The 16,584-nt window shown below is 36.6% G+C and carries 13 protein-coding genes; 8 read left to right on the top strand and 5 right to left on the bottom strand.

Annotated elements, in window-relative coordinates; genetic code table 11:
* Positions 1 to 4: 4 nt before the first annotated feature.
* The 3 genes from Q8S25_RS14390 to recG are packed head-to-tail and all read right to left on the bottom strand — an operon-like array spanning position 5 to position 6,912.
* A complete protein-coding gene (locus Q8S25_RS14390) occupies positions 5 to 1,030 on the bottom strand; it encodes a PorP/SprF family type IX secretion system membrane protein (RefSeq protein ID WP_305538814.1) in 1,026 nt (341 codons plus the stop codon).
* Positions 1,030 to 4,698: a PKD domain-containing protein gene (locus Q8S25_RS14385; RefSeq protein WP_305538813.1), complete on the bottom strand. Its 3,669-nt coding sequence runs from the start codon at positions 4,696 to 4,698 to the stop codon at positions 1,030 to 1,032. Before Q8S25_RS14385 ends, Q8S25_RS14390 begins: the two co-directional genes overlap by 1 nt.
* Before the next feature lie 12 nt (positions 4,699 to 4,710).
* A complete protein-coding gene (gene recG, locus Q8S25_RS14380; RefSeq protein WP_305538812.1) occupies positions 4,711 to 6,912 on the bottom strand; it encodes an ATP-dependent DNA helicase RecG in 2,202 nt (733 codons plus the stop codon).
* On the opposite strand from recG, the gene trpS reads away from it, so the two are divergent.
* The 3 genes from trpS to Q8S25_RS14365 all read left to right on the top strand — a co-directional run bounded on the left by trpS (position 6,911) and on the right by Q8S25_RS14365 (position 9,000).
* A complete protein-coding gene (trpS, locus tag Q8S25_RS14375; protein WP_305538811.1) occupies positions 6,911 to 7,921 on the top strand; it encodes a tryptophan--tRNA ligase in 1,011 nt (336 codons plus the stop codon). The two genes, recG and trpS, sit on opposite strands and share 2 nt — an antisense overlap.
* Positions 7,922 to 7,983: 62 nt before the next feature.
* Positions 7,984 to 8,619: a deoxynucleoside kinase gene (locus tag Q8S25_RS14370; protein ID WP_295186454.1), complete on the top strand. Its 636-nt coding sequence runs from the start codon at positions 7,984 to 7,986 to the stop codon at positions 8,617 to 8,619.
* Between the two features lie 18 nt (positions 8,620 to 8,637).
* Positions 8,638 to 9,000, top strand: a complete 363-nt coding sequence (locus Q8S25_RS14365) for a hypothetical protein (RefSeq protein WP_305538810.1) — start codon at positions 8,638 to 8,640, stop codon at positions 8,998 to 9,000.
* Between the two features lie 68 nt (positions 9,001 to 9,068).
* On the opposite strand, the gene pckA is transcribed toward Q8S25_RS14365, so the two are convergent.
* Positions 9,069 to 10,673, bottom strand: a complete 1,605-nt coding sequence (gene pckA, locus Q8S25_RS14360) for a phosphoenolpyruvate carboxykinase (ATP) (protein WP_305538809.1) — start codon at positions 10,671 to 10,673, stop codon at positions 9,069 to 9,071.
* A 121-nt stretch (positions 10,674 to 10,794) separates the two neighbouring features.
* On the opposite strand from pckA, the gene Q8S25_RS14355 reads away from it, so the two are divergent.
* Both Q8S25_RS14355 and Q8S25_RS14350 read left to right on the top strand, forming a co-directional pair.
* A complete protein-coding gene (locus Q8S25_RS14355; RefSeq protein ID WP_305538808.1) occupies positions 10,795 to 12,219 on the top strand; it encodes an FAD-binding oxidoreductase in 1,425 nt (474 codons plus the stop codon).
* A 23-nt stretch (positions 12,220 to 12,242) separates the two neighbouring features.
* Positions 12,243 to 12,839: a hypothetical protein gene (locus Q8S25_RS14350; RefSeq protein ID WP_305538807.1), complete on the top strand. Its 597-nt coding sequence runs from the start codon at positions 12,243 to 12,245 to the stop codon at positions 12,837 to 12,839.
* On the opposite strand, the gene Q8S25_RS14345 is transcribed toward Q8S25_RS14350, so the two are convergent.
* Positions 12,820 to 13,359, bottom strand: a complete 540-nt coding sequence (locus Q8S25_RS14345; protein ID WP_305538806.1) for a TIGR00730 family Rossman fold protein — start codon at positions 13,357 to 13,359, stop codon at positions 12,820 to 12,822. The genes Q8S25_RS14350 and Q8S25_RS14345 overlap by 20 nt on opposite strands.
* A 78-nt stretch (positions 13,360 to 13,437) precedes the next feature.
* On the opposite strand from Q8S25_RS14345, the gene Q8S25_RS14340 reads away from it, so the two are divergent.
* Genes Q8S25_RS14340 through Q8S25_RS14330 form a run of 3 tightly spaced genes read left to right on the top strand, consistent with a single transcriptional unit; the run spans position 13,438 to position 16,584 of the window.
* Positions 13,438 to 14,892: a sodium:solute symporter gene (locus Q8S25_RS14340; protein ID WP_305538805.1), complete on the top strand. Its 1,455-nt coding sequence runs from the start codon at positions 13,438 to 13,440 to the stop codon at positions 14,890 to 14,892.
* Positions 14,879 to 15,517 (top strand): O-methyltransferase, encoded by a 639-nt coding sequence (locus Q8S25_RS14335; protein ID WP_305538804.1) that lies wholly within the window; start codon positions 14,879 to 14,881, stop codon positions 15,515 to 15,517. The genes Q8S25_RS14340 and Q8S25_RS14335 overlap by 14 nt, the downstream gene beginning before the upstream one ends.
* A gap of 5 nt (positions 15,518 to 15,522) precedes the next feature.
* Positions 15,523 to 16,584 carry a glucosaminidase domain-containing protein gene (locus Q8S25_RS14330; RefSeq protein WP_305538803.1) on the top strand — a complete coding sequence of 354 codons (1,062 nt, stop codon included), beginning with the start codon at positions 15,523 to 15,525 and terminating at the stop codon, positions 16,582 to 16,584.

Genomic DNA, 16,584 nt, shown 5'->3' with positions numbered 1-16,584 from the left:
GCACTTAAAACCGCACTGTAGGACATTTAACCGACCTGCCCTGTGAACTTGGAAAAATTCCTTGTTTAATGATAGACAATTCATAAGCCCCTCTAGACCCATTCAAATTACTTAGTCCAGAAATAGTGGCATCATAGTTAACAGTAATTTTCAGGTCGTTTACTTGGTATCCAACCATTGGAATAATGGCGTCTCCTGTTCTATAATAAAGTCCTAAAATCATTTGTTGCATACCATCTCCGCTGATATTTCTATTGGCATTCATACCCATTACCAATTCACTTTTGTTGATGACCGAACTATAATATACGTTGGGGTTTAGAATCCATAAGTTGTCCATTTTTAAACTGGCGTTGGCGAAAAAATTATATCGCATTGGAACCCTTGCATCACTCACACTGGGAGCAAAAAAACTTTCTTTAGGACCATTCAAATGCATGATAGAGACGCCAGCATTAAAATAAAAATTCTCGGAAGCAAAATAAGCATAGTTCAGCCCCATGTTCAAATCTAAATAACCTACTTGGCTAAATGCAAAGGGCTCAAATGTAGGAATGGTAATATCAAAGAATTTACCGTTCCATTGATTATCAAAATTAAGTTTAGAAAGATCTACTCTTTTTGAAGTTATGCCTGCACTAAAGCCCGCACTCAACAAACTATTATAACCCAACATTTGATGCCAAGCTATTGATACTGCAGCCCCAGTTGAAGTGAGTTGTCCGGCGCCTGCAACATCTTTAATAATAGATCCTCCAATGCCCATCCAACCATTTTCAAAACGGTTGGCAAATAATTTGGCATCAGCCCATACCCCCATGGTTTTATATGGTGTTCCAACAGAAGCCCATTGGGTTCTATAATTCATCCCAGCTCTATAATCGTAATCTGGATTAAACCCTGTGTTAGCAGGATTGGTTAACAACGGAGCATTGTAATACTGTGAATAATTTAATGCTTGCGCGTGCAGTTGGCGTTGCCCAAATATTGCAACAATAAAGAGACTATATATGTAAATTCTTTTTAGCATTATCTCAATAGTGTTATATCTCCTTTTTTAGTAGCTCTCTCTTTATCACTAAATTCTAATTCAAGCGTGTAATGATATACTTCTTGTGGTTGTAATTTTCCATTGTACCTGCCATCCCATCCTTCCGATTGACTGGTTCCTATATAAACCAGCTTACCCCAACGATTGTATATTTTCCAAGTCATTTTTACAATTCCAAACCCTCGCACGAATATTTTATCATTGGTTCCATCTCCATTAGGTGAAAACGCATTGGCCACATTAAAACCAGGAACAATGGTTACAGGAACAGGCACACAACTCGTATCTGCACAACCAGCGTCGTTATAGGCAATCACACATGCATTATAAGTTCCACTTGCATTGTAAAGATGACGAACTGTTGTGTCAGTTCTTAGCGTATTTAATGTATCTCCATCACCAAACAACCATTTGTATCTATTGGCTCCAAAGCTATTGTTGGTAAATGTTACAGGGGTATTCGCTTCAGTTGGATCGGGGCTAAAACTTATGCCTGCAGTTGGGTTATCTCTTACAGCAATTGTAAAAACCGTACTATCAGCAATATTACAAGTAGAGGAATCAACGGCTACTAATTTAATTGTATAAGTACCAACTGATGCATACAAATGTTGTGGCGACGTTTGGGTAGAAGTATTGCCATCACCAAAATCCCAGCGGAATGTTCTACCAGCTAATGATGTATTGTTGAATACAGCTGTATACGGCACACAACCTAAAGAGGGTGTTTCAAACTGCGCTTTCACCAAAGGGGATATGCGCAATTGAATGCCTACACTATCAAACTCATTGCAAAAACTGGTATCAATTAAAATCAATCGCACATTATAAGAACCCGCTGTAGCATAAGTATGAGTTACCGGACCAAACGAAGCAACTTGCCTGGTTCCATCTCCAAAATCCCAACGAAAAGCATTGGCACCAAAGGGTTTTGGAGCAATGGAATTATTATCAAACCGATAAGTTAAAGATTCGCAAGGCAACAATTTATTGGGCGTAAAAGCTAAAATGGCTTCGTCTGCTCTTACACGCATTCTTACATAAGACGTATCACTAATATTACATGATGCAGAATCAATGGCAATCAATCTTACATTATACAACCCAACATTATTAAAAGTATGGGTAACAGAAGGATTATTGGTTGTTACTTCTGGGGAACCATCATTAAAATCCCATCGATAGGTTTTTGCCAGTTCAAGTGTATCTGAAAAAACAACGGTGAGTGGAACACAACCCGACGTATCACGCGCTACCCCGTTGATAGCGGTTTTAATCCCCCCGCCAACACCTGCTAAATTAAATGCAATTTTAATGGCTAATAAATTACATGAATTGCTTCTATTGGTAGTAGACCATGCACCCCCGGTACCAACAATCGGTCTACTAGGATCTCCCGTTCTTCTGCATGAACAAATAGATTGATAAATAGTGCCATTCGGATCAAACCTACTGGTACCGCCATCTACGTGATCCGCAAATCCACCCGTTTGTCCAAAATAAGAACCATACAATTGTCTTTGCGCATCTCTTTCTAGAACAAAGAAATAAAAATCTGCTCCATCTGTTCCAGATTGATATGCATCAGGAGTTAATGGCATATTGGCCAATGGTGCTGTTTGAAAACTATTGATATTACTACCACCCCATCCTGATACATACACATTACCACATCTGTCTACTAAGAATGCCGATATAGAAAGATTCGGAATGGTAGCGCCGCTTGAACCAAAATTAGTTAGATAAATAAAGTCGGAAAGGTCTGGTTGCAATTTGGCTATAAATTGTTTGCCAGATGCTTGTCCAGGATTATTATTATTATAAGGTGAATTAATTGGATTGAACACTCCTGTTGTAGTACCCACAATATAAGGATAACCTTGTCTGTCAAATTGAATACCAAATATTACGTCTACCCGATCTGTCCCAATAAAACTCGTACTAATGATATTAGCGCCATCGGGTGTAATAATGCTGATAAACCCATCCACTGGACCATTGGTATTTTGAAATTTAGGCGCCGCATTTTGCCTTGCCGGCATATCTATACTAGACGTGGCTCCTGCTACATATATATTTTGATTGGCAGGATTAATGGCCAAAACAAATGCAGCATCGTCGTCTCCACCTCCTAAAAAACTGGAGAATATTACACTTGATAAATTGGCATTCAATTTTATTAATACCCCATCTTGAAATCTTGCATCAGGAGCAGTTCTTGTTGTACCACGAACTCGTTGAAATGCATTTGCACTTGTTGGAAAGTCGGTTGATTGTGTAACAGAAGCCAATAAAATATTTCCTTGATTATCAAAAATGACTTCACTTCTAGCATCATCCCCATAATTTCTTCTAGTTGTTTCAGGGCCTAATGGAGATTCATAGTTGGGTCTAATATTTACGCCGTCTCTTCCTGATCCACCAATTCTAAGAGATCCTATTAATGCTGTACCAGCGCTATTTAATTTAGTTAATACGATATCGAATAACCCTCCTCCAGAACCGTATAATGGAAACGTACTAACGGTAGGATAATTATTCCCAGAAGAGGTTCTTCCTGCAATGACTACATTTCCTGCAGCGTCTGCAACCAAACTATGGGGTTGCTCATTTCCATTTCCTCCTATATAAGTTGCATAAATCAAGTTGGTTCCACCTGGTTCAAATTTTAAGATACCCATATCGAACCCTGTGATACTACCTTCGTTTACACCACCAGCATAGGTTTGACTAAATGCCCCATTGGTAGTAGGAAATCCAGCACTAAAAACAATTCCGCCTGCATAAAAATTTCCGAGTAAATCATATGTGGCAGTAAAACCCCAATTGTCTGCCCTACTTCCAGAATAACTGATGAATACTGGCTGAGGATCTATCACCAATATACTGTTTCTATTGTATTGATTGCTTAATTTAAACTTGACTAAATTTCCTTTTACCTCATAACCACATTCCACTTCTTTTCTTTCTCCACCAGTTAATTGATAAGTATAAGGAACCGTTTCTTGTAAAACACCAACAGAAGTATTTACTTGCAAAGCTCCATTTTTTAAAGATATCCCTTCAGCTCCTTCAAAATATAAAATGACTTTAGATGGGTCTCCTCCTGGGTGCACGATAATATCATATTTCAACACCCCATTATTGGTATAATAGCGTATGTCTATATTGGGATACATATTTTGGTAAGTAACCGATTGATATGTTTTACAATTACTTGCCCATTTAGATGGGTCATTTCCAATAAAAAAGTTACTCACCCCTGGCAAAGGCTTTTCTTTTATAACAGTGGGGTTAGGATTGGCATTTAAAAATTTCACTTCGTACACATGAGAACGCAAGGTTTTATTTAACAATGGTTCTTGGGTATTACCTGGCTCATTAGTATTTCGATTATTGATACCTGAACCAATGCTTGTTCCATGTGGGTGGGTAGTTTCGGCAATACTTGCGTAATCATTTACCTGATGTTGCAAAACCCTATAACCTGTTTTCGTTAATGCAAAAGCACTAGCAGGCAAATCACTTTTAAATTCTATAGAGCTGGGCCATTGGCCTTTGTTTTCAATAAAATCTAAATAACCCTGGGCATTTAGGCCCAGCATTCCCATCAAAAAAAACAATATCAATCCAATATTTTTCAACATCTCTACTTTAAGTTACGATATTTTACTCCAGCCATGCTTTAACTGTTGTGATGACAAGTAGTTTTTTAACATAGCATTCTCAGTTGAATCTAAATACAAATCTTGTTCCACAATTTTTTCTGCTTTTTCTTTTGCCTTTTCTAACAACCCTTTGTCATTAACAATGCTTGCTAGCTTAAAGTTCAAAGCCCCACTTTGCCTGGTTCCTTCAATATCGCCAGGGCCCCTCATTTCTAAGTCCTTTTCGGCAATTTTAAAGCCATCATTAGTAGCGCACATTATATTGATACGTTCTTTGGCTTCTTTGCTTGCTTTGCTACCCGTTAATAAAATGCAAAAACTTTTTTCACTACCTCTACCTACCCTTCCTCTGAGCTGATGCAATTGAGACAATCCAAATTTTTCGGCACTTTCTATTACCATAACCGATGCATTCGGCACATTCACTCCTACTTCAATTACCGTTGTACTTACCATAATTTGGGTATTGCCTTGCACAAAACGTTGCATATTGGTTTCCTTTTGATCAGAGGGTTGCCTTCCATGCACCATACTAATTAGGTAATTGGGTTCAGGAAAAAAACTTTTTACTTGCTCATAGCCTTGCATCAAATCTTCATAACTCAATTTTTCGCTTTCTTCAATCAATGGATAAATAAAATAAGCTTGACGTCCTTTTGCAATTTCTTCTTTTACAAAACCCATTACACTAGCTCTAGCCATTTCGTTTCTGTGAACGGTAGTAATAGGTATTCTTCCTGGGGGTAATTCATCCATGACGCTGTATTCTAAATCGCCATAAGCTGTCATGGCCAATGTTCTTGGTATTGGCGTTGCAGTCATTACCAATACATGGGGTGGAACAACTGCCTTGGTCCATAGTCTTGCACGTTGTGCAACACCAAATCGATGTTGTTCATCTACTATTACCAATCCTAAATTTTTGAATTGTACTTTATCTTCTATAATGGCATGCGTACCCACCACAAAGTGAATGGTATCCTCTTGTAATCCTTTTAAAATTCTTCTTCGTTCAGCTGTTTTTGTACTTCCTGTTAAGAGTGCAATTTCAACTGGCATTTCTTTTAACAAACTGGTTAAACTTTGGTAATGCTGTTGTGCTAAAATTTCAGTAGGTGCCATTAATGCACTCTGGTAACCATTGTCTGCTGCTAATAACATACTCAATAAAGCCACAATGGTTTTTCCACTTCCAACGTCTCCTTGCAATAATCGATTCATTTGCTTACCACGTGCCGTATCTTGTCTAATTTCTTTAATGACTCTTTTTTGAGCTCCAGTTAAAGCAAAAGGAAGATAGTGTTGGTAGAAGTCATTAAAGTTAGACCCAACTTTTTCAAAAACGACTCCTTTACTAATGGTATTTCTTTGCAATCGTACCAACTGTAATCTTATTTGTGCAATAAAAAATTCTTCGAACTTTAATCGCTCCATCGCTTTTTTAAAATGCAATTCTGAGGTAGGAAAATGAATACCAGCTATAGCTTCATAACGTCCCAAAAGTTTTAAGTCTTTTAATACACTTGCGGGAATATTTTCCGGTAAATCATTAGGGGTTAATTGTTGAAGTAAGGTGTAGGTGAACTTAGCCAGTTGTCTTCCATTTAATCCCCTTGCTTTTAATTTTTCTGTAGATGGATATACAGGCTCTAAAAATGCGGCCCCTCCCATTTTTGTTGGAATAAAAACTTCTATTTCTGGATGCACCATTTGGGCCTTCCCATTAAAATAAGTGGTTTTACCAAATACCAAATAATCTGAACCAACATATAAACTTTTCTGCACCCAATTAATTCCTTGAAACCAGGTTAATTCAAGTATACCTGTGGCATCTTTTATTTGCGCAACCAATCTTCTAGCTCGCTTTTCTCCTATAACATCAAATTGCATCAATCGTCCTGCAACCTGAATGTATTCGGTTTGAAAGTTGATATCGCTTATTTTACTAACCTTGGTTTTATCAATATGCCTGATGGGATAGTGCTGAAGTAAGTCGTTAAAAGTGAATACCTCCAACTCTTTTTTAAGCATATCAGCCCTAAGCGGTCCAACCCCTTTAAGGTATTCAATAGGTGATGCGAGTATGGTATTTACAGCTGAAATAATGATATTAATATGGTTCCGGCTACAATTTCCGATTTCTTTTGATGCCAACCATAAAAAACCAAACACTATATTTATCTTCGCCCACATGGAAAAAGAGGTTGTAGTAAGTGGAATTCGGCCTACCGGATTTCTTCATCTAGGAAATTATTTTGGCGCAATGCGTAATTATGTTCGCATGCAAGACGATTTTAATTGCTATTTTTTTGTTGCCAACTGGCATAGTTTAACCACTCACCCGGATACTAAAGAATTAAAAAATAGTGTGTATAGGGTTATTGCAGAAAATATTGCTTGTGGATTAGATCCGCAAAAAGTGGCATTTTATGTACAAAGTGATGTGCCGGAAATAGCTGAACTCTATTTGTACTTAAATATGCTATCTTATAAAGGAGAACTGGAAAAAACAGTCACTTTTAAAGAGAAAGTTAGAATGCAACCTGAAAATGTAAATGCCGGATTACTTACTTATCCTGTTTTACAAGCTGCGGATATCATCATTCAAAGGGCTGTGAAAGTTCCAGTAGGTAAAGACCAAGAGCAACATTTAGAAATGGCCCGAAACTTTGCCGATCGTTTTAATTATCGGTATGGAGAAGTATTCCCTTTACCCTATGCATTTAATTATGGGGATGAATTAATCAGAATTATGGGATTAGATGGAAATGGCAAAATGAGTAAGAGTGAAAATCAAAATGCTACCATTTACTTGGCAGACGATGATGAGCTTATTAGAAAAAAAATAATGAAAGCCAAAACCGATCAGGGACCAGCAGAACCAAATGCTGAAAAACCAGATTATATTCAAAACTTATTTACCATGATGAAATTGGTAAGTACTGAAGATACATTAACCAAATTTGAAGATGATTTCAATGCCAGTTCTAATGGAAATTGTATCATTCGATACGGCGATATGAAGAAGCAATTGGCGGAAGATATGGTATCGTTTATTAAACCCATCAGAGAAAAAGCTTCTGACCTTTTAGCCAATCCAGAAGAATTGCACAGAATAATAAAACAAGGAGCCGACAAGGGCAGATCTAGGGCTTCTGAAACATTAAAACTGGTAAGAGATGCAGTAGGATTGAATTATTAGCACTCAAACAACCAAAATCAGATTAGTTTACTTAAGTTGCGACACTTTAACAGCATTTACCAATGGCAAAACCTAAAAAACCAAAGCACGTAGCAATAGCGGGAAATATTGGAGCGGGCAAAACAACATTAACAGAAATGTTGAGTAAACATTATCGCTGGATTCCACAGTTTGAAAATGTAGATACCAACCCCTACTTAATGGATTTTTATGAGGACATGCCTCGTTGGAGTTTCAATTTGCAAATTTATTTTTTAAACAGCAGATTGAATCAACTCTTAGATATACAACATGGCACTGAAACAGTAATTCAAGATAGAACCATCTATGAAGACGCCAATATATTTGCGCCTAACTTACATGAGATGGGTTTGATGAGTAAAAGAGATTTTGACAACTACTATCAATTTTTTCAGACACTAAAAACAATGGTTCAACCGCCAGATTTATTAATCTATTTAAAAGCGTCTGTTCCTACATTGGTATCGCAAATTCAGAAAAGAGGCAGAGAATATGAAGAAAATATTCGCTTAGATTACTTGAAAAAATTGAATGAATATTACAATAAATGGATTGATGGTTACAAAGAAGGACAACTTTTAATTATTGATTGTGATAAAAATAAATTTGCTGAAAACGAAGAACAATTTGGTGAAATCATCAGCAAAGTTGATGGAATGCTTTTTGGACTTTTTTAATGGGCACTACAATACACTATGAACTACGAAGAACTAGTAAAAAATCATTCAGGAGAATTAATTGAAAAATTGGTAACCCATGTGGTAAGCCAAGACCCGGTTGAAGTTTTATTTAATTTTGAAGACAACGACCAATGGGCTATTGTTAGCATGCACCAGTACGAAGAAGATTTAGAAATTTCACTTCGAATGCATTCCAATCAATCCATCGATTTATTTGTAGGCTATTACGATGATGAAGATGAGTTTCATGAAATAGTGCATGTTCTTACTGAAACAGAATTGGAACAATTGCCAGAGGGCTTAAAAAAAGTTATGCGTAAAGTGGTAGACGACGAAAAAGGAATGCGCCTACCTGGTAACTTTCTATCCTCAAAATAATAAAGCCTCCCTCTTTTCAGAAGGAGGCTCTTCAGGCAAACAATCGCAAACAGTTAAGCAATCAATAGTTATACGATTGGAGCAGCCGCCAGAATCTCTGCCGAAACACCGGCTGCATATTTTTCAAAATTCTTAATGAATTGTTGTGCTAAATTTTTGGCTGTTGCATCATACGCTGCAGCATCTGACCAAGTAGACTTAGGATTTAAAATTTCTGCAGGAGCACCAGGACAAGTGGTTGGTATCATCATACCAAAAACTGGATGCGGTTCATAAGCAACATTGTCTAAACTGCCGTTTAATGCTGCAGTAATCATTGCTCTGGTATAACTTAACTTCATTCGGCTACCTGTACCATAAGAGCCCCCGCTCCAACCGGTATTAATCATCCATACATTCACTTCATTCTCTTTCATTTTAGCGCCCAACATTTCTGCATACTTGCCTGGATGCAAGGGTAAGAATGGTGCTCCAAAACAAGCACTAAATGTAGACTTTGGTTCGGTTACACCTGCTTCTGTTCCAGCTACTTTGGCAGTATAGCCACTAATAAACTGATACATTGCTTGACCAGGACTTAACTTACTAATGGGAGGTAAAACGCCATATGCATCGCAGGTTAAGAAAAATATATTTTTGGGTAACCCACCAATGCTTGGTTCCATTGCATTCGAAATAAAATGCAAAGGATAACTTACTCTAGTATTTTCTGTAATGCCTTTAAAACTAAAATCAATTTGACTGGTTCCATTTATAAAACCCACATTCTCAACTAAAGCCCCTGGTTTGATTGCATGAAAAATTTCAGGTTCTTTTTCTTCACTTAAGTCAATGGTTTTAGCATAACAACCACCTTCAAAATTGAACACACTATTACTAGTCCAACCATGCTCATCGTCTCCAATTAATTTTCTATTGGGGTCAGCGCTTAAAGTTGTTTTACCTGTTCCACTCAAACCAAAGAAAACAGCAACATCACCTTCTTTTCCCATATTAGCACTGCAGTGCATGCTTAATACATTTTTTTGTTGCGGAAGTATATAATTGAGTATAGTGAAAATACCTTTCTTCATTTCACCAGTGTATCCTGTACCACCAATTAAAATGGTTTTATGCGTAAAAGATACAACTGCAAAATTATGTTGTCTCGTTCCGTCTACAGCAGGGTCTGCTTTAAAGCCGGGTGCTTGAATAATATGCCATTCTGGTGTAAAGTTTTCCAACTCTTTCTCAGTTGGTCTTAGGAACATATTATAAGCAAATAAATTGCTCCATGGATTTTCGTTAATTACTCGAATATTTAACCGGTAGTTATCATCGGCACAAGCATATGCATCTCTCACCCACACTTCTTCTTGTTGCCCTAAATAATCCAATACTTTTTTCTTTAATTGATGAAAGTATTTTTCATCAATAGGAATATTGAAATTATTCCAATGAACAGTATCTGCTGTTATTTCATCTTTTACTATGAATTTATCTTGTGGACTTCTTCCAGTAAATTCTCCGGTATTAATACAAAGTGCACCGGTATCGTTTAATACACCCTGCCCTTTTAATAAAGCCTGATTCACTAAAGTTTCAGGAGATAATTGATAATGTACCCCGTGCTCGTTGGTTAATCCCAAGGCTAAAAATTTTGATGCGTCTACGGTTAAAGTTGGTAATGACATATACAAACAATCGTTAGTTAGTATGCAAAAGTACATTGTTTAATTATTTGAACATATTATTTGTGTACTAATTACACAATTTTTACCCCCTTTGGGTCGTATTTTTACCAAAATTTAATTCATGGTTGGCGAAAAGCAGCGGGGTCTATTAACAAAAGATATTGTAGACCAATTCATATCAATTGTGGGGGAATCAAGCGTGTTAATGGATGAAACGAGCTTAACGGAATATGGGCACGATGAAACTGAACGCCTTGTATACTTGCCTGAAATAGTTTTAAAACCTTTTAATACCGAGCAAGTTGCGGCTATAATGAAAATTTGTAACCAGCACTTTATTCCAGTTACACCTAGAGGGGCTGGTACTGGTTTAAGCGGTGGCGCTTTACCACATCTTGGGGGTGTTTTACTTTCAACTGAAAAACTCAATAAAATTTTATCAATAGACGAAAGGAACTTACAAGTAACTACAGAACCTGGAGTAATTACCGAAGTTTTACAAAATGCAGTGAAAGAAAAAGGATTGTTTTATCCACCAGATCCAAGTAGTAAAGGAAGTTGTTTTATAGGAGGCAATATTGCAGAAAATAGCGGTGGCCCCAAAGCGGTTAAATATGGTGTGGTAAAAGATTATGTGCTCAATTTAGAAGTGGTACTCCCCAATGGTGAAATCATGTGGACCGGCGCCAATGTGCTCAAAAATGCAACAGGGTATAATCTTACCCAACTCATAGTAGGTAGTGAGGGTACATTGTGTATTGTTACCAAAATAGTTTTAAAATTAATCCCTTACCCTAAATATGATTTATTAATGTTGGTTCCTTTTGCTTCTCTTGAAAAAGCAGGAGCTGCAGTAAGTGCCATTTTTAGAGCAGGATTTGTTCCAAGCGCTTTGGAATTGATTGAAATTAACGCTTTACAAATTGTAAGTAAAATGGTAGACAGTACTGTTGTTCCAGTTACAGAAACAACAGAGGGGCATTTAATTATAGAAGTGGATGGCAACAATATGGACGTATTAATGCAAGAGGTGGAAGCCATTGCAGAACTCTTAGTTGAATTTGATGCGGGAGATATTTTATTTGCAGACGATGCCCAACAGAAAGCAGAATTGTGGAAGCTCAGAAGGAGGGCTGCCGAAGCGGTAAAATTAGATGGTTATACAATTGAAGAAGACACCGTTGTGCCAAGGGCTGAATTACCTTCACTAATTAAAGGAGTAAAAGAGTTGGGAAATAAATATGGTTTTAAAGTGGTTTGTTACGGCCATGCAGGCGATGGTAATTTACATATTCGCATCAACCACCCTACCATTAAGAACAGTCATGGTAACGCAGAAATGACCCAAATACTAAAGGCCTTATTTCAATTAGTTAAAAGTTTAGGTGGAACCATTAGTGGAGAACATGGTATTGGACTTATTCAAAAACCATATATGGAAACGGTATTTAGCTTGAATTCTATTCAACTTATGAGAGATATTAAAAAAGCTTTTGATCCTAACAATATTTTAAATGTTGGAAAAATATTTGATGCTAAGGATTGAGTAATTTTATTTAAACAATGCATATGAAAAAGGGATGGTGGATATTGATTTTAGTACTTGGCAGTTTCAGCAAATTACACGCGCAGTTAGAAGCTCCAGAAAAACCAGTGGGTTTTGACAATGCGAGAGTATTTATTGGCACCAGCTTAAACCTTGGTCTGTCTAATCGCTTTTTTAATTTAGGACTTAACCCTGAAGTGGGTTATAGTTTAAATGAATGGTTAGATATTGGTGTGGCTATGAACTTGAATTATTACTCGCAAAGCGCAACTGGTTTTAATTCTATCAAATACAAAAATTTCAACTTTGGTGGTGGTGCATTTTTAAGGGTATGGCCTATCAGTTTTTTACACTTACAAATTCAACCAGAATACAATTGGATCAGTTCTTCTCAAACAGATGAAAACACAGGTCAAACTTTTAAATATAAACTTAAAGCTCCCAGTATGTTAGCTGGAATTGGTTATGGTACTAGAGAAATTGGAAATCGCTTTTCTCATTTTACCATCATGATCGATTTAAATCAAGCAATTAATTCTCCTTACCGTGATCAATTTGGAGACCCGCAACCTGTATTTAGAGGAGGTTTTGGCATGTACCTTAACGCAAGAAAGAGATAGCTTCTGCAGCGGTAGAAGCTACCAGCAATCGCTCTTTCCAGTCTTCATACAGGAACCCTTGTTGGTACATTGTATCAATATGTGCTATTAAATGGTCATAATATCCATTGCAGTTTAATATCACAATTTTTTTATTGTGAATCTTAAGTGTATTCCAAGTGAGCATTTCGAACAACTCGTCTAAAGTTCCATTTCCGCCTGGCAAAATAATGGCCGCATCACAAAGTTCATAGAGCAATTTTTTTCGTACATGCATATCGGCAACAACCCTTAAATCGGTAATGCCTTTGTGTTGGTGTTCCCACTCTAACAGCACTTCAGGAATAACCCCAATCACTTCGCCGTTTCCTTGCATTACAGCATCTGCAACCGCACCCATGAGGCCTTTATTACCTCCTCCATATACCAGTGTTATTTTTTCCTGGGACATTAATTTTCCTAATTCAATTGTTTGCAACAAGAATTCAGGATCATTTCCAGACTTAGAACCACAGAAAACAGCTATATTTTTAATTTTCATACTATACCATTAGGACAGACAAAATACCTGAATTATTTTTACTACTTTACAAAATTCTTTTAACGAAACAAATACCATATGTCGCCCTTATTGCTGTTTTCATTTGTTATTGGTTATTTCTTGATTTTATTAGCCGTTGCTTGGTATACAGGAAGAAATAGCGACAACCACTCTTTTTTCATCGGGAATAAGAATAGTAACTGGATGCTGGTGGCATTTGGAATGGTGGGTACTTCTTTAAGCGGAGTTACGTTTGTAAGTGTTCCAGGCGCGGTTGCTAAAGAATCTTTTGCCTATTTGCAAATTACCATTGGGTATTTATTTGGTTACTTAATGATTGCCTATATTCTTTTACCCCTTTACTATAAACTCAACCTTACTTCAATTTATAATTACTTAAGTTCTAGAATGGGTTTTAATTCTTATAAAACAGGTTCTTCCTTTTTTATACTATCTAGAACATTGGGGGCAACTGCCCGCTTGTATTTAGTAGTAAATATTTTACAAGAAGCCATTTTAAACAGTTTTAATGTTCCATTCTGGGCAACCACTTTAATCATTTTAGTAATGATTTTATTGTACACTTTTGAAGGGGGAGTAAAAACCATTGTTTATACTGACACCCTTCAAACTACTTGTATGCTGGCTGGTCTAGTGATCTGTGTATTTTATATCCTGAATCAGCTTAATATGGGCTTTGGCGATAGTTTACAAGCAATGAACGACAGAGGCTATTCTAAAATATTTTTTACAGACCCCAACAGCAAATTTTTCTTCTTAAAACAAATTATTGCTGGTGCGTTCATTACAGTTACTATGACTGGTATGGACCAAGAAATGATGCAAAAGAATATATCGGTAAAAACATTAAAAGATTCGCAAAAAAATGTGATGTCTATGGCTATTACATTGGCTACTGTAATTGTAATCTTTTTGTTTTTAGGAGGCTTATTGTATTTATATGCGGAGAATTTAAACATTGCAGTTTCTGGCGATAAAATTTTTCCTGTATTAGCAATGGAACATATGCCGCCTGTTGTTTCGGTCATTTTCATCATTGCATTAATATCTGCCCTCTTTCCTAGTGCTGATGGCGCTATTACCGCACTTACTTCCACTTTTTGCATAGACATTATTGGTATACAAAGAAGGGCCGATTTAACCGAAGCTGCTCAGAAAAAAATCAGACAAAGAGTTCACTTAACATTTGCTGCTATATTTCTAGTATTTGTACTCATTTTCAAATGGGTGAACGATCCAAGTATGATTGGTCTATTGCTCAAAATTGCAGCTTATACCTATGGACCTCTTTTAGGGTTATTCACTTTTGGAATAATCACCAAACGAATTGTAAACGATGCATTGGTTCCCTATGTTTGTATTGCAGCACCTATTATTTGTTTTATTCTAGATAAATACCAAAAGTCCTTATTGGGCTCTTATGAAGTTGGGCTAGAACTATTAATCATTAATGGTAGTATTACATTTTTAGGTCTTCTACTGATATCAAAAAAGGGAAATGGAACTAATTAGCCCCGTTATAGAAACCTATATAGCACAATTTACCAGTCCTGAACCAATAGCATTAGAAGAGGTAAATAAGGCTACTACTGCTAAACATCCAATGGCGCATATGCTTAGCGGGCATGTGCAAGGACAATTTTTAAGTATGATTTGTGCAATGCTTAAACCAAAGCATGTATTAGAAATAGGCACATTTACAGGTTATAGCGCCCTTTGTATGCAAAGATGTCTTCCAGAAGATGGCATGATACATACCATTGAAATTAGGCCCGAAGATGCTGCTACTGCAGCTGAAAATTTTAGCAAATTGAATGCAAATAAGCAAATAACTTTGCATATAGGCAATGCTATGGAAATCATTACGCAACTCCCCTATCAATGGGATTTGGTTTTTATTGATGCCGACAAAACAGGCTATATCAACTATTATGAAATGGTTGTTCCGCTTTTAGCAAAAGAGGGGATTATTATAGCAGACAATGTATTGTTTCATGGGCAAGTACTAGAAGAGCCATTAAAAGGGAAAAACGCCAAAGCTGTACACGCTTTCAACCAGCATGTTCAGCAGGACCCCAGAACAGAACAAGTGATGTTGTCTATCAGAGATGGATTAACCATCATTAAAAAGAAATGAGAAAAATGAAATTGACCGTTACCATAATTTTGCTATTCCTATTTTTTCAAATGCATGGGCAGAATAGTAAAACAATTGCATACATTGATCAATACAAAGAAATTGCCATCAATGAAATGATTCGTTCTGGCGTTCCTGCTGCCATTACACTTGCACAGGCTGTTTTGGAATCTCAATCAGGTGAGAGTGCTTTAGTTAAAAGATCGAACAACCATTTTGGTATTAAATGCAAACCAGAATGGACCGGTGCCCGAACATTTCATGATGATGATGCAAAAGGAGAATGTTTTAGGGTATATGATAATTCAGAAGCTTCATTTAAAGACCATTCAGATTTTTTAAGAACTAGGACTCATTATCAATTCTTATTTAATTTAAGTCCAACTGATACTGAAGCCTGGGCAAAAGGATTAAAAAAAGCTGGTTATGCAACCGCCCCCACTTATCCTCAAAAACTACTTAAAATAATTAAGGACTATCAATTAGATCAGTATAATTCTATTGCACTGGCTAGAATAAAAAGTCCAACACTGCCAATCATAGCAACTACACCAGTAGATGCTACCCCAATTGAAAAAACAATTACAACTATACAAGATAAAGAGAGTGAATCTGATATAACCGAATCTGAAACTTATATTCCAGCAGCAAAAAGGAACAATGACCAACAAAATAGTAAATATGGTCATTTAAATTATCCTGAAGGATTATTTACCATCAACAATACGGGCGTGTTATTGGCTAAAGCTGGCAGTTCATTACTTGCTATTGCTAATCAGTACAATATTTCCTTATCAAAGCTGCTATTGTACAACGACATGACTGAAGTAGATATTCTTAAAGAAGACCAACTCATTTATATAGAAAGAAAACAAAAGAAAGGGGAGAATGAATTTCACATTGTAAAGCAAGGAGAAACCTTAAACGATATTTCACAAATAACTGGCGTAAGATTAGAAAGCATTTTATTGTACAATAAATGGAATCGGTCTACCCTTCCAACACCTGGCAGCAAAGTATATTTAAAAAGTCCGGTAGAAATCAAAACAACTCCAAACAAAAAATAA

It is taken from the genome of Sediminibacterium sp. (genome assembly GCF_030695065.1).
Taxonomy (GTDB): Bacteria; Bacteroidota; Bacteroidia; order Chitinophagales; family Chitinophagaceae; genus Sediminibacterium.
The sequence above is the reverse complement of the archived record's forward strand: the minus strand, read 5'-3'. Positions and strand labels throughout refer to the sequence as shown.